This is a genomic window from Paenibacillus tritici (assembly GCF_018207515.1).
GTDB lineage: Bacteria > Bacillota > Bacilli > Paenibacillales > Paenibacillaceae > Paenibacillus_AQ > Paenibacillus_AQ tritici.
In genome coordinates this window covers 7247574-7262987 of sequence record NZ_CP073365.1, presented here as the reverse complement: position 1 = coordinate 7262987, position 15414 = coordinate 7247574, and the positions used below count along the sequence as shown (strand labels likewise).

The window sequence follows — 15414 nt, the reverse complement described above, 5'->3', positions numbered from 1 at the left end:
GCAGATTTCCATGTTCAGGAAGCCAATCTCCAGATTTCGTCCGCAGGCAGCGGAGGGAAGAACAGGAAGCCTTGAATATGCGGACAATTATGCTTCACCAGGAAGGCAAGCTGTTCCTGCGTCTCGACCCCTTCAGCAATCAGGTCATAGCCGAGCTGGGAGGCGACGAACACGATGGATTTGATAATGGTCTCATCAATGGAGCTGACGCCGATGCCGGTGATGAAGGTACGGTCAATCTTGATTTTGTTCACAGGAAAATGCTTCAGATAATTCAGCGACGAATATTTCGTGCCGAAATCATCAATGGACACGATGATTCCGTGATCGCGCATCTGCTGCAGCAGCGGATAATGCTCCTCCAGCAATGCGGTGCTTTCGGTGATCTCGAATTCGAGCACATCCGTATCCAGCCCGTACTCATCGAGCACGGCGAACAGATTCTCAATCAGATTGCGGTTATAGAACCAGCTATTGGAGATATTGATCGAGGTCCGCAGCAGCGGCATACCCAGGCCGCGCCACTCGCAGAGCTGGCGGCACACCTCGCGCAGCACCCAGTCGGTAAGCTGGATCATCAGTCCGGCTTCTTCAACGGCAGTGATGAATGTTCCCGGACCGATCAGCCCCTTCTCGGGGTGATTCCAGCGGACCAGTGCCTCAAGGCCGATCATTTTACCTGTAACGGCATTGATCTGGGGCTGATAATGCAGCACGAATTCCTCCCGCTCCAGGGCGGAATGCAGATATTTGGCGATCATCGTTTTCTGATCCAGCTTCTCGCGCAGCTCCCAGTCGAAGATGAAGTAATTGGCGTCTTCCTGCGACTTGGCCTGATACATCGACATATCGGCGAATTTCAGCAGATCCTCCGTATTCTGCGAATGCTCGGGGTACAGGGAGATGCCGATACTGGTGGACAAGCTGAGATGCGCCCCGGCGATCAGCAGGGTCTCGGAGATCAGCGTGCTGATCTGCTGGGCAACCACAGGGATGTGCCCGCGCGGCAGATCGGGGAAGATCATCACGAATTCATCTCCGCCGGTGCGTGCGAACAGCTTGAAGGGCAGACTTCCGTATTTCAGACGGCCCGCCAGGGTCTTGATCACCTGGTCACCCGTAGAGTGGCCGAGTGTATCATTGATCTCCTTGAACCGGTTCAGGTCGAAGAAGAATAAGGCATAGGTCTGCGTCGGCTCCGAGCTTTGCAGCAGACGCTCGAATTCATCCATGAAGAAGCGGCGGTTGGGGATCTCCGTCAGACTGTCGTAATGCGCAAGCTTTTCATATAGACGCTTGGAAATCCGCAGGTCACGGGTCCGGATGCTGACTACCCGCTCCAGCTCACGGTTGAAGCGGCTCTGATACCAGAAAATATACAGAATGAAGGCAATCACAAGCAGGAAGGCGATATCAATCCACAGCACGCTGCGGAGCACCTGCCACTTCTTGTAGGGGGGCAGGGACATGCCCATCAGCCAGTGCTGATTGTAGACGTCAACGGGAATGGTGAGCTGCGGGTCCTGCGTATGGGCTTCATTGCCGAACAGGAAGGTATGGTCCTTGGCGCTGACATAGATATGGCTGTCCTTAAAGGCAAGCTGGTTAACGATATTATCAATCTTCACGGTGACGGAGACAATACCGTCCAGGGAGCTGCCCGTATAGAGGGCTTGCCGGATGACCATCCCATAGCCGCCTTGGGCCAGCGTACGCGGACCGTCTACTGTGATACCGCGGGAACGTAATGTTTCTTGGATCATGCCTGGAGAGGACAGAGCGGAATCCAGCAGCAGGCTTTTGCCTATGAGTGCTGAATTGCCTTCAAGCGGATAGAGGTAGCGGATCAGACCGTCGGGAGCGATCATAATGTTCGTGACATTGCTTGCGTTGTTGGTGTGCGCCGTGATCAGGTAATCCTGGATCAGTGCGGGATCGGCATCGAAGCCGACCGTTTGAATGAAGGAGCTGACGCCTTTGACAATAGCCACTCTCTCTTCGATATTCGAGGTCAGCATGACGGCCTGTGAGGCCAGACCTGCCTTCTCGGCTCTGTATTCCCGGCCCAGTGATACGGAATAGTAATAGAACAGGGAGAGCTGAAGAATGATGATGAAGCCGATGATGATCGTTAAAGGCTTTTTACTAAGGAAAGCCATGAATTGCCTCCGATACGGGAAAAATTAAAGCCGTAAATTTCCAATTTAATAAAAGTGGTTCTTACACCACAGGAAAATGTCGATATATGTCGCAGATGTTTCTATAGCATGTCATTTTTATCGTGTTTGCGCAAGGGAATTCCTAACAAAAAACGTTGAAATCGAAAAACGGATAAATACCGTCTGCATGAAGGGCAGTAAGTATTTATCCGTTGCTCTGAATAGGGTAATATGGCGGCTCCGCAGGAAGCGGAAGCTATTTTTTGAAGATGCCTAGCGGTGCGCCGACCGGCAGGAAGGTGCGTCCGAAATGGGCATTAAGTACTGCTGCGCCGCAGCCGTAGAGCGATACAATTCCGATAGCCATCTCCGAGACGGCGGCCAGCTTGTGGAAGAATTCCGCAGCGACGCCGAAGGCATCCATGGAGAGGCCGAGGAACAGGAAGTCAATGAGAATGAAGATGATCAGCAGTACACGGTTCGCCTCAACGGCACCGAGCGTCATGAAGAGGGTGAACACAAGATATCCTGCAAAAACAAATCCCAGCTGCTTGGGATCAACGCCCTCTGCCAGCACTGCGCCGAAGACACCGAGTTTGATCAGCCAGCTTGCCCCCATGCCGAACCAGAAGAATGCATAGGCGCCAAAGGCAGTCATGCCGAAGGTGTTGTTGTGCTTGGCGTCCTGGATGGATGCGAACAACTGGGCGAAGGCACCGAGGAAGATTGCCCAAGGAATACAGTAGCTGAGACCTGTTGTGATTTCCAGCTTTTGTGAAGAAGCGACCAGGGTAACAATAGCGAGTCCGAACAAGCCGATGGCGCTGGGGTCGGCGGTGACGATTTTGACGGACTGAGTGGTGTGCGGTTGCGCTGACATAACAAGGAAAGCCTCCAATTTTCATAAGTGTTCGCATAGGATAACAGCACCCTAAGCGGGTGCTGTTATCAGCTTGCCTATCATATCATAACGCCAGTAGCTTGCCTATATTAAGAAGTGGTCATTTGTGTCCGGTATAATAATGTTCCTGCTCCAGAAAAGAATACAGCGCCCTGGCCTGAAGCGGCCTGCTGATATAGTACCCCTGAAGCTCGTCACTGCCCAGTGCGCGCAGCCTGTCGAACTGCTCCTTATGCTCAATACCCTCCGAGACTACACGCAGCCCCAGATTATGGCTCAGCTCAATGATGGCCTTCACCAGCACATCGCCTTGAGCGTCCTGTAACATTTCAGATACGAAGGAGCGGTCAATCTTGATCACATCAACGGGGAAGCGGCGCAGGTAACTTAAGGATGAGAACCCGGTGCCGAAATCATCCAGCGAGATCCGGAACCCCCGGGCTCTGAGATGCTGCAGCGAGAGGAAGATATTGTCCCCGGAGACGAGGACACTCTCGGTGATCTCCAGCTCCAGACTGGAGGCAGGCAGATCATATTCCTGCAGCAGATCAAGCAGCAGCTCCAGCAGGCCCGGCTGCATCAGCTGCAGTGCGGAGATATTCACTGCGGCTGTAAGCTCCAGCCCCCGGCTGCGGAACTCGCGCATATCGGAGCAGACCTGGCGCAGCACCCAGCTGCCGATCCCGACAATGGAGCCGCTGCTCTCTGCCAGCGGAATGAATTCGGCCGGTGAGATATTTCCATAGCTTGGACTATTCCAGCGCAGCAGGGCTTCTACTTTGGATACATGCAATGGGCCTGCGCCGAGAATCGGCTGGTAGTGCAGCTCGAACTCGTTCCCGGCGGCAGCGGAGAGAAGCTGCTGGGCCAGCACCTTCTTACGCCGGATACCGGCCTCCAGGTCCTCTGAATACTGGAAGATGTTGTTGCGGCCGGTCTCTTTGACATGGAACATGGCCAGGTCCGCCTGTTTGACCAGATAATCGGCATCTTCACCATTCTGCGGGTAAATGCTGATACCGATGCTGGCTGTATTATATAGAAGATGCCCCTTGATATGGTGCGGCATGGATAGGGCTTCCTGAATCCGTGAGAGCTGTTGGGCAATGCTGTCGGCACCCGGAACCTCATAGAGCAGAATGGTGAATTCATCCCCGCCGAGCCGGGAGACCACATCATGTGTACCGACAACCTGTGTCAGCCGGAAGGCGGTCTCCTTCAGGATAGCATCGCCGAAATCGTGGCCCAGGGTATCGTTGACCGTCTTGAAATGATCCAGGTCAATGAAGACCAGCACAATCATCCGGTCACTTCCCTTAACGGCGGCAATCGCTTCATTCAGCTTGTCAAAAAAGAGCGAGCGGTTGGGCAGCCGGGTCAGCGGGTCGAGCATGGATTGCTGCCGCAGCTCATCGTGGGTCTGCTCCAGCGAGTCAATCATCCGGTTGAATTCCACCTCCACCTCGCTGAATTCATCCTGCCCGGAGCTGGGAATGCGGATCGACAGATCCTTGCTGCTGCCGATCGCACGGATATTGCGCACGAGCGATGACATTCTTCCCAGAATGAACCGGTTGACGAAGAGCAGACTTGCAGTCAGCAGCAGCAGCATAGAGATGAAATAGAACAGGCGGAAGGTGGCGAGCGACTTCAACCCGCTGTTGTAGAGCTGGCGGGGCTCCTTCAGGGACAGGATCATTCCCGGATCGTCAAACAGATCATTTAACACGGTGTGAATCGACATCTCCCCGCCCGAAGGGGGGCTAGTCCAGATCTGCTTGCCTCCGCTGCCTTCCAGCAGGGGCGAGGAAATGCGTGACATGTCCATACTGGACAGGCTATCCTCCCAGATCTGTGTCACTTCGTGATGCAGCATCCGTCCGGCAAGCGCGGTGCCAATGACCGGCTTGTCTGTACTGCTGTTAAGTATGGGTGTAAGTGTAATCAGCATAGGTCCCTCATCCAGATTGACGAAGCCGCTTGTGCTCTCTTCGGCGGTCGTGGGAACAGGCAGGCGGTTATTGATCAGCTTGATGAGCGTTAGCTGCTCCTGGGTTAACGGGGTAACCTTAGCTGACGGGAGATCGTAGGAACCGCCATATCGCGGCTGGCCGTTCAGATCAAGCAGGGCAATCATATCGAAATGATCCATAGGATAAGTAGCCGGGTCAAGGCTGCTGCGGATGAAGGCAGGCTCCGTGCTGCCGGAACGGGCAGAGCCGGGAGCCGCAGCAGACTCCATGAACCGGTAGGTCTCATCCCGGACGGTATAATTCAGCAGTCCGGTTGTCATGCCCTGCAGCTCTCTATGATAAGAAGCCACAGCTTTGTTCAGGTTGCGCTGCAGCTGCGCCTCGTCCAGCTTCTCGAAGCGGTTCAGCAGAATCACGTGAAGCAGCAGGTAGGTAGCGCTAATTCCGAGCGTGGCAACCAAACTAATGAAGATAATTATTTTTTTGCGGAGTTTCATCTGATCCCCTTTAACATGTCAGACTTAATAGGAAATAAGTACCATCTATATTAGTGTACCACGATTAGGGAATATTTTGCAGCGTAAATCTGCCCAAAGTGTCGAATTTTGATGTATAATAATTTAATGATAATCATTATCAAATAATAATAAAAGGAGAACTTCCTTGGCATGATGGAGAAGTGGACACTATTTAAGAAAGCCTCACGGTTTGGAGTCATCCCTGTTATGCTCATACCGGTGATCTTGGGAACGGCCGGGGCCTATGTATGGCAGGGAGTATTCCATCCGTTTTTATTTGTTATAACCTTCGTTGGAGCGGCTGCGGCCCATCTATTCTCCAATATGGTGAATGATCTGTGGGATTACCGCAACGGAACCGATACGGAGGCGCATAATACACCTGGGGCAATCTCAACGAACTCCGGGTTTCTGTCCGGGGGCGTTATGCGTGAATCCCTGTTTGCCCTGCTGACCTGGGGGCTGCTGGCTCTTGCGGTCTGCTGCGGCGTGCTGCTCAGCCTGTACAGCGGATGGGAGATTCTCTGGTTTGTGGCCGGAGGGGCGCTGATCGCCTACTTCTATGTCGCTCCGCCGCTCCAGTTCGGATACCGCGGGAAAGGCTACAGCGAGCTTGCGATCTTCCTGGCCTTCGGGTTAATGCCTGTCCTGGGCGCGTATTTCGTTCAGACGGGGGAGTTCAGCCTGAAGCCGGTGCTGCTGTCGCTGCCCATCGGCCTTTTGACGACACTGCTGCTGTTCAACCATCACTTCCTGCACTGGAGAGCCGATCAGCAGGCGGGCAAGCGCACGCTGGTGGTGGTGTGGGGCGAACGCAGGGCGCTGGTCTTCTCGCGCGTGCTGCTCTACCTCTCTTATGCCTCACTTATTGTCTGTGTGCTGCTTGATGTATTGCCGGTGTATGCGCTGCTCGCGTTGCTTACGGCAATTGCCCCGGTACAGGTCTACCGCAGCCTTCAGCCGCAGAATGCTTCGGCAGCTTACCTGCCGCTGATGGGTGCCTCACAGCGCGCATCCGTGCGCTGCGGGATGATCATGGCTGCGGCCCTGCTGATTCAGGGACTCATCTAATGACAAGACAGAAATCTACTACATTACAGAAAGCGGGAGAATTCATGGATACAGAGGGCAAACAAATGGTGATCGGGGATTATCATACGATTCTGAACGAAGGCAAGGTCTGGCAGACCGGCGGCTTCAAGCTGCCGGACGGCTCCTTCTGGGCCTATCGTGAGCCGGAGGCGGTAGTGATTGTACGCAATGATTATCTGTATGTGCGTGCTCAGCTCAGCCGCCGGAATGACCATGTGCAGATTCTGGATAATGCCAAGCATATGTATTATTCAGCCCAGCCTGTGGACATACCGGAGGAAGGCGAGATCAGCTTTGAGCTGCAGATCCGCGCCCGCACGCAGGGCACTGCGCCGGGTGATCTGTATGACGGTTATGTCTCGCTGAACCTGCTGGATTTCACTACGGGCGCAGCGCTTGATTTCTTCGCCGGCAACGACAAATACGCCAGCGTGTACGGAATTCTTCCCTTCCCTGGCGTAACCGTACCGGAGACCGGCGGCACTAAGTACTTCTGTATTTTCAAGGAAGATACCGGCTTCAAGCCGCGCGAATTCAATACTTACCGGATTACCTACCACCGGGGCAACAATGAAGCGGTGTTCTATGTGAACAGCCAGGAGGTGCGGCGCGAGCAGAATGTGCCTATTAAGTTCAACAGCTTCACCATCGCACTGGGCATCATGACTGAGAAGGATCTGACCCCGGAGGGCAGTGTGTCGGCGCATGGCCAGACGGTCATCGCTGAATGGTCGCCGGTAACGATTACCACCTCTGCACAGTAACGTGCCCATATGACTGAGAAGGATGAATGACCGTGAATCCAAGAACGTTCTTCAAGTTTGTCGAGCTGCCGACGAAGGTGGCAAGTATGCTCCCGCTGCTGCTGGGGACACTGTATGCCTTGTACCGGTTCGAGGACTTCTATATTCTGCGCTTCGCGCTGATGCTGGTGTCGCTGCTAAGCTTTGATATGGCGACAACAGCGATCAACAACTATTATGATTTCAAAAAAGCGTCCAAAACCCATGGCTACGGGTATGAGACCCATAATCCGGTTGTCCGTTACAAGCTGAAGGAGGGCACGGTGGTGGCGGTGATCGTCATCCTCCTCGGGCTTGCGGCAGGCGGGGGGATTGCCCTGGTGTTCCAGACCGGACTGCTGGTGTTCCTGCTCGGCGGACTGTCCTTCCTGATCGGAATTCTCTATTCCTTCGGGCCGATTCCCATCTCGCGGATGCCGCTGGGGGAGCTGTTCTCCGGGCTGTTCATGGGGTTCGTCATTATCTTCATCTCGGCCTATATTCACTCCGACCAGGCGGTGGTCACTCTGCTGCTTCAGGGAGAATGGATCAGCCTGCATATTAATTTCGTTGAGGTGCTGTATCTGTTCTGGTTCTCGGTACCGGCTATCCTCGGCATTGCCGGGATCATGCTGGCGAACAATATCTGCGACATTGAAGATGATATAGACAACCGCAGATATACACTGCCGGTGTATATCGGACGGGAGAATGCGCTGCTGCTGTGGAGGCTGCTCTATTATGTCTCTTTTGCGGATATGATCGTGCTGGTCCTGCTGGGGGTGCATCCGGTCCTGGTCCTTCTGCTCCTGCTGACACTGATTCCGCTCCGCCGCAACATCGCACGCTTCCATGAGGAGCAGCATAAAGGGACGACCTTCATTCTGTCCGTCAAGAATTTCATCCTGATGAGCGTGGCAAGAATCATTGTGCTGGGTATAGCTGTTATATGGGTCTCCATATAGCCCGCTTAGAGAGATGCCCGATTCTATGGTATGGTGTTCATAGGGTACACGCGGAAGAATTAACAGGAAGGAAGGTGTATAGCTATGACACAGAAGCTTCGCTGGGGAATTATGGGCTGCGCCCAGATTGCCACAGGGTCGGTGATGCCGGCTATTCAGGAGTCAGAGACCGGAGTGATTCACGCGGTGGCCAGCCGCGGGCTTACGAAGAGCAGCGCTGTAGCCGCCGAGTTCGGTATTGAGCGGGCATACGGCAGTTACGAGGAGCTGCTTGCCGATCCGGAGGTGGATGCCGTCTATATTCCGCTGCCGAATCATCTGCACTGTGAGTGGGTGATCCGCGCGGCGGAAGCAGGCAAGCATATCTTATGCGAGAAGCCGATTGCGCTGAACAGCCGCGAGGCTGTGGAGATGGTAGAGGCCTGCCGGAAGGCGGGAGTCCACCTGGCGGAGGCTTACATGTACCGCCATCATCCGCGGATCAACGAGCTGCAGGAGATTATAGCAAGCGGGGAGATTGGCGAATTGCGTTCGATCCGCGGTACGTTCACCTACAACGATGCTGAGGATACGACCAATATCCGCTTCAACGCTGCCTGGGGAGGCGGCTCGCTCTATGATGTCGGCTGCTACCCGCTCACAGCCGCACGGCTGCTGTTCGGCGCAGAGCCGGAGGCAGTCACCGTGCAGGCGCTGTTCTCGCCGGAGCATGACAACGTCGATATGATGGCCTCCGGCCTGGTGGAGTTCCCTGGCGGCAAGAGCCTGATCTTCGACTGCGGCATGTGGGCATACAACCGCCAGCTGCTGGAGGTGCTTGGCACGGAGGGACGGATTGAGGTTCCGATGCCGTTCAATGCCAGATTCGACGATGCGGAGTTCTTCGTGTACGGCGGGGAAGAGCCCCGGCGCGTGGAGGCCTTCGGAGCCAATCCTTACGTGCAGCAAGCCGACCATTTCGCTACTGCGGTCTTCAGCGGCAAGCCCTGGATTGCTGCTGAAGACCCGGTGCTGAATATGCGATTGATTGAGAGCTGTCTGGAATCGGCCCGCAAGCGTCAACGAATCAGCTTCGTGTAATTATCATATCTGCTCTCCGCCCGTCATTACGAGGCGGAGATTAACAGAGTGGACAACCGAGATTAATAGAAAGAACAACTGAGCCTCCCAGTTTGCCCTTAACCGGCAGCCGGGAGGCTCTTGTGGTCCCTATATTCCCCTCAACCGCTCAACTCCTTAACTCCTCCATTTCGCTCTTCATAAAACAAATGTTCTTTAACGGCGGTGGTTCATGTCCTGACGCCTCTATCTGCCCATTGGATAAGCCGGGATGCCTCCGTGAACGCTAGCAGTTGGCTAGCAGTTGGATTTTGTCCACTTGCTGGTGAACAAATGGTCTCTACTGCAACAGCAGATGGAATAACAGCACTTAAATATTCACAATTCACCCAAAAAGGCAGGAACCCGCAACAGTAGATGCTGTTTTTCCACCTGCTTGCCTTGAATCATCAGAAATCAATAAATTAAGATACATTATTCCACCTGCTTCCCCGAGACTGGGTGTCAGGCTGCAATAAATCACACGTATCAAGTGCTAAAATTTGCTAGAATAGGGTTATTGGTAATTTCTATTTCTGGAATAAAGAGTGAGCAAGGCCAAAGGAGGAGACAACAATGGGCGTACCGGAAGAACCGGTCATTTCAATTGAAGGATTGTGGATGAATTACAGTGACAGAATGGTGCTGCGGGGGATTAATCTGGAGGTATACCGCGGACAGATTATCGGATACATCGGACCCAATGGGGCGGGCAAAAGCACTACCGTCAAGATCATGCTCGGGCTTGTGGAGGGGTACAACGGGACCATACGTATTTTTGGCAGGGATATCGCGGACGGTGACACAGCCTACAAACGGAGAATCGGCTACGTGCCTGAGATTGCGGAGCTGTATGACAGCCTGACGGCGCGGGAGTATCTGACCTTCATCGGGGAATTGTACGGGATGCAGCAGGCGGATGCCGATGCCAAGGCGCAGAAGCTGATGGGGCTGCTGAACCTGGACAAGGCCTATGATATGCGGATTGCCTCCTATTCCAAAGGAATGAAGCAGAAGGTGCTGCTGATTGCCAGCATGCTGCATGACCCGGATATCCTGTTCCTGGACGAGCCGCTCAGCGGACTGGATGCCAATAGCGTCATGGTGGTTAAGGAGATCTTCGCCACACTTGCGGCAAGGGGCAAAACGATCTTTTATTCCTCGCATATTATGGATGTGGTGGAGAAGATCAGCAGCCGGATTATCCTGCTGGACGGGGGCGATATTGTTGCGGACGGAACCTTCTCACAGCTGCGGGAGAAGAGCCGGGAGGGCTCGCTGGAGGCCATTTTTAATCAGCTCACCGGGTTCGATCAGTACAGTGATATCGCCAGTGAATTCGTTGCCGTGATTGGCGGGGGGGACGGCGCATGAATGAATTCCGGGTGCTGAAGCTGCTGGACCGGGTGCAGTGGATCTTTAAGAGGCTTGGAGCCGATTACGCCGTCATGCGCCGCATTCTTCAGGTTAAGCTCACGATGGACGGCAGACGGACCCCCACCCTGTTCTCCGGGGCACAGAATTCCAAGCTGAATATGGAGGGCTCCTCCTTTAAGGTGCAGTGGCTGTATCTGCTGCTGGGGCTAATGCTGCTCGTCTTTGTTGCGCCCAGGGACCATCATATCCTGATGATGAGCCTGCTGTTCAGCATAGTGATGTTTCTGATTACCACAACGCTGATTTCTGACTTCTCGACAGTTATGCTGGATCTGCGGGATAAGAACATCCTCTTCTCCAAGCCGGTGGACCGCCGCACGCTGAATATGGCCAAGAGCATACATATCCTGATCTACCTGCTGACGTTAACACTAACCTTCACCGGTCCATCGCTGCTGTTCTCTCTATTCCGGCACGGACCGATGTTCTTCTTCCTGTACGGGGCAGAGATTATTCTGATGGACGGCTTCATTCTGGTGTTCACCGCGCTGGTCTATCTGCTGATCCTGAGGTTCTTCGACGGGGAAAAGCTGAAGGACATCATCAACTATGTACAGATCATTCTCTCGGTGGTTGTAACTGTGGGCGCCCAGCTTGTCAGCCGGCTGTTCAATATCTCAGAGCTGGGCCTTGAGTTCACCCCTGCCTGGTGGCATTACCTGCTGCCTCCCGTCTGGTTCGGGGCGCCGTTCGAGCTGCTCATGGGCGGAACAAGGAGCCAGTCACTAAGCATTCTGGCTGCCCTGTCCGTGGTTGCTCCGCTCGTGCTGTTCAACGCCTATATCCGGCTGATGCCGCTGTTTGAACGCAGTCTCCAGAAGCTGGCTGAGCAGGGGGCGGCGGGCCGGGACAGCGGGCGGCTTCCACGCCTGTTGTCGGAGCTCGTGTGCCGGAACAGGGTAGAGGCCATGTTCTTCCGCTTCACCTGGTCCATGATGAAGCATGAACGTGAATTCAAGCTGCGGGTATATCCGACCGTTGGCTTCGCGCTGATCTTTCCTTATATCTTTATTTTCAATCAGGTGTGGAGCGGGGATCTGGCAGGCATTAGAGGCTCCAAGTCCTTTCTGTTTATCTATTACTGTGCACTCCTGATGATGACTGCCGTACAAATGGTCCGTTACTCTGCCAGCTACAAAGGCGCATGGATCTACAGGGCAATCCCTTTGCAGGGAACGGCCATGGTGCACCGGGGAATGCTCAAGGCCATGGTAATGAAGCTGCTGCTTCCGCTTCTTGCCCTGGAAGCAGCCGTGTTCGTCCTGCTGTTAGGCTCCTGGATTATTGCAGATATGGCCGTGGTTGTGCTTGCGCTGATGCTATATTCCGTTATTTGCTTCCTCACGTTCCCCAAAGCGCTGCCGTTCTCCGAGAAGTATGAAGCATCGCAGCGTAAGGAGTTTACCGGCAGTGCTTTTGTCCAGCTGTTCATTCTGGCCGGGCTGGCCGGAGTACATTATGTATTCACCTTAATTCCAGCGGGAATATACATCTATCTGGTAATTCTGGCAGCTGCAAATGTCTGGGTCTGGCGCCGGGCCTTCCTGCCGGACCCTTCGCAGAGCGGCGGACTTCCAACCCTCCGCGCAGGGGGCTGAGGCCAAATATGGACATTTTTTGCCGACATTAAAAAAAGGGTCTAAGTTCCAGTATTTACTTAGACACTCTGCCGAATACAAGGTAGAATACAGCTAATATACTCCTCCATTTATCCGCCATTCGTATATTGATGAATACCTTGAGATAGACGCTGAAACGACGCTGATACTATAACCGGTGAAGAGGTCAACTATGGATCAAATGGGAATCCACTATAATATCTGGATTGTATTACTATCTTTCGCACTTGCTGCCGCAGCAGCGTACTCCGCGCTTAATCTGATTTCGCAGGTTTCCCATTCCGCGGGCCGGATCAGGCGTCTTTGGCTGCTGTCGGGTGCCAGTGTGCTTGGCAGCGGGATCTGGGCCATGCATTTTGTCGGCATTATGGCCAGCCGCCTGCCGTTCAAGGTCAGTTATCATCCGGCTATGGCTGTTCTGTCCCTGCTAATTATTATGATCTCCTGTTATACAGCGTTTCATATAGCGGCGGCCCCCCGCCAGAGAAGCTGGCGGTTCCTTGCGGGCGGCACCATACTGGGCGGCGGTATATCGTTAATGCACTATGCCGGAATGTCCTCCATGGAGATGAATGCGCAGGTTCATTATAAGTTCGCGGATCAGGCCGTATCGGTGTTGATTGCGCTGGCCGCCTCCTATATCGGAGTATTTATGTTCCGCAGATTCAAGGATTACGCAGGGTTTAGCCGCTGGAAGCTGTATTCGGCAATGTTCATCGCCTTGGCGGTTACCGGAATGCACTATTCTAGCCTGAGAACAAGCGGCCTGCATTACTACAGCTGGCAGTCTACTGCACCTATGCTGATGGAGACGGATGTGGTTCTCCTGACCGGCATCTCGCTGGTTACCCTGTTTGTGCTGGCGATCTCCGGCGGCGCTGTTTTTCTGGACAGGGATGTATTGGAGCGCATGGCTTATCATGATCCGCTCACTGAGCTGCCGAACCGTCATGGTCTGGAGCGTTATTTCAAGGATGATTTCTTCGGCGGTATCTCGGGCGCCGTGTTTTTTGTCGATCTGGACCGCTTCAAATCCATCAATGATACGCTGGGTCATGATATTGGCGATTTACTGCTGCGCGAGGTATCGGCCAGGCTGACCTGCTGCGTTGGCGGGATAGGCAAGGTCTTCCGGCTTGGCGGCGATGAATTCCTGATTGCCCTGCCCGATTGCAGCATCGGGGCGGCGGAGGAAGTGGCACAGCATATCCTGCAGGAGCTTAAGAAGTCCTACAGCATTGAAGGTAATGAACTATACGTGACCGCGAGTGTGGGAATCAGTATGACCCCGGCGCACGGGACAGACCGTTCGGCTCTGATGAAGGCTGCCGATACAGCGCTCTACACTTCCAAGGATTCGGGCAAGAATAAGTTCAGTGTGTTCGATCTGGAGATGAACCGTCATCAGGTACGGCGGATGTCGCTGGAGAAGGACCTGCGTAAGGCGCTGGCCCGCTCGGAGTTCATGGTGGTCTACCAGCCGAAGTGGGATTCCCTGCTGAATGTAACCGTGGGTCTTGAAGCGCTGCTGCGCTGGAGACATCCGGAGCACGGCATTATCTCACCCGCTGAGTTCATTCCGATTGCCGAGGAGACCGGCCTGATTGTCCCTATTACCTACTGGATGCTGCATGAGGTCTGCGGACAGAATATGCTCTGGCATAAGGCGAAGGTGGCCAGTGTAGCGGTTTCGATCAATATGTCAGCGCGGATGTTTGAAGGCGGGAGCTTGTATGAGGTAGTGGAAGAGGCTCTGATGCGTTCCGGTCTTGCGGCGCATTTCCTTGAACTGGAGATTACCGAGTCTATTGCGATGAACAACATGGAGGAGACGGTTGCCCAGCTCTCCAAGCTGCGGAATCTGGGGGTGAGGGTCTCGCTGGATGACTTCGGAACCGGTTTCTCTTCGCTGGGTAACCTGGACGAGATCCCCGTCAATACTCTGAAGATTGATCAGGTATTCATCCGCAAGAGCAAGATGCATTCCAAGAAGGCGATCATCAGTAATATCATTGCCATTGCCAGCAATCTCAACATGGAGGTCGTGGCCGAGGGCGTAGAGACCACTGAGCAGATTGAGCTGCTGCAGTCGCTGGGCTGCCGGGTGATGCAGGGCTTCTACTATGGACGACCCATGCCGGTGAACGAATTAGGCCAATGGTTTATTGAGAATACCGCTTGATTGGGCTGACGGTTAAAAGGTTATATAGCAGCGATTCTCCGCCTTACCCGGAGAATCGCTGCTTTGCGTTAGTGGTCATTTGCAGCTTGTTTCATGAGGTTAGACTTGGCCGATATGCTATTGCACTTTGTACATTAGATTTCTCTGAAATCTACCTGAAAATAGAATCTATAGCACTTTGTACATTAGATTTTTGTGAAAAGGGTGTTTTGGCGCATACATTCGGGAATCAATTGTATCAAATACAATTGAATGAATTTTAGGGCGGGTTAGAGCCAAATCTGCTGCATAAAGTGCAATCAGTGAGGAGCTCTCCGTACCCACCAGTACCTATCATTACCCATCAGTTCCAATCAGTACCTATCATTATCCATCTATATTCTCACATATCCATCCGTGTTCACCCACCCACCCTCTCCATTCCCTGCTGATCCGTTGCCCAACCATCGCCCTCCGTGCCACCTTTACCCATCCGTCAAAAAATTAAGGTCACAGCATCAGCTCAAGCGCTGAACTTGACCGCATATAAATACAAGGCTGTCCCAAGCAGTCATTTCATGACTTCTGGGACAGCCTTGGAACAGCATCATCATTAACGTACTCTGGCTGATCGGCGCTCCAGCCTATTGGATCATCCGATCTAAAATAGTGAGAACTAGAGTAACCCATCGCAAGAGGGTGTGCCGTG

10 protein-coding genes are annotated in these 15414 nt (G+C 53.6%); 7 read left to right on the top strand and 3 right to left on the bottom strand.

Annotation, left to right across the window (positions count from 1 at the left end; genetic code table 11):
- Positions 1 to 14 precede the first annotated feature (14 nt).
- The 3 genes from KDC22_RS31220 to KDC22_RS31210 all read right to left on the bottom strand — a co-directional run bounded on the left by KDC22_RS31220 (position 15) and on the right by KDC22_RS31210 (position 5530).
- The gene (locus tag KDC22_RS31220) at positions 15 to 2159 is read right to left on the bottom strand and encodes a putative bifunctional diguanylate cyclase/phosphodiesterase (protein ID WP_211721426.1); all 2145 of its coding nucleotides are present in this window, start codon (positions 2157 to 2159) and stop codon (positions 15 to 17) included.
- Between the two features lie 256 nt (positions 2160 to 2415).
- Entirely contained in the window at positions 2416 to 3039 is a 624-nt protein-coding gene (locus KDC22_RS31215; protein WP_211721425.1) for an acetate uptake transporter, read from the bottom strand.
- Positions 3040 to 3160: 121 nt separating this feature from the next.
- Complete coding sequence (locus tag KDC22_RS31210) at positions 3161 to 5530, bottom strand: EAL domain-containing protein (RefSeq protein WP_211721424.1); 2370 nt, start codon at positions 5528 to 5530, stop codon at positions 3161 to 3163.
- A gap of 171 nt (positions 5531 to 5701) precedes the next feature.
- Between KDC22_RS31210 and KDC22_RS31205 the strand changes: the two genes are divergently transcribed.
- The 7 genes from KDC22_RS31205 (at position 5702) to KDC22_RS31175 (ending at position 14726) form a co-directional block, all read left to right on the top strand.
- Entirely contained in the window at positions 5702 to 6622 is a 921-nt protein-coding gene (locus tag KDC22_RS31205; protein ID WP_246553144.1) for a prenyltransferase, read from the top strand.
- Positions 6622 to 7407 (top strand): DUF6081 family protein, encoded by a 786-nt coding sequence (locus KDC22_RS31200; protein WP_246553142.1) that lies wholly within the window; start codon positions 6622 to 6624, stop codon positions 7405 to 7407. The genes KDC22_RS31205 and KDC22_RS31200 overlap by 1 nt, the downstream gene beginning before the upstream one ends.
- 26 nt (positions 7408 to 7433) lie before the next feature.
- A complete protein-coding gene (locus KDC22_RS31195; protein WP_211721423.1) occupies positions 7434 to 8390 on the top strand; it encodes a 1,4-dihydroxy-2-naphthoate polyprenyltransferase in 957 nt (318 codons plus the stop codon).
- A gap of 84 nt (positions 8391 to 8474) precedes the next feature.
- Positions 8475 to 9470: a Gfo/Idh/MocA family protein gene (locus KDC22_RS31190; protein WP_173135944.1), complete on the top strand. Its 996-nt coding sequence runs from the start codon at positions 8475 to 8477 to the stop codon at positions 9468 to 9470.
- 594 nt (positions 9471 to 10064) lie between these two features.
- Positions 10065 to 10862 (top strand): ABC transporter ATP-binding protein, encoded by a 798-nt coding sequence (locus tag KDC22_RS31185; protein WP_211721422.1) that lies wholly within the window; start codon positions 10065 to 10067, stop codon positions 10860 to 10862.
- Positions 10859 to 12523: a hypothetical protein gene (locus KDC22_RS31180; RefSeq protein WP_211721421.1), complete on the top strand. Its 1665-nt coding sequence runs from the start codon at positions 10859 to 10861 to the stop codon at positions 12521 to 12523. Before KDC22_RS31185 ends, KDC22_RS31180 begins: the two co-directional genes overlap by 4 nt.
- Positions 12524 to 12716: 193 nt before the next feature.
- Positions 12717 to 14726 carry a putative bifunctional diguanylate cyclase/phosphodiesterase gene (locus tag KDC22_RS31175; RefSeq protein ID WP_211721420.1) on the top strand — a complete coding sequence of 670 codons (2010 nt, stop codon included), beginning with the start codon at positions 12717 to 12719 and terminating at the stop codon, positions 14724 to 14726.
- The last annotated feature ends 688 nt before the right edge of the window (positions 14727 to 15414 follow it).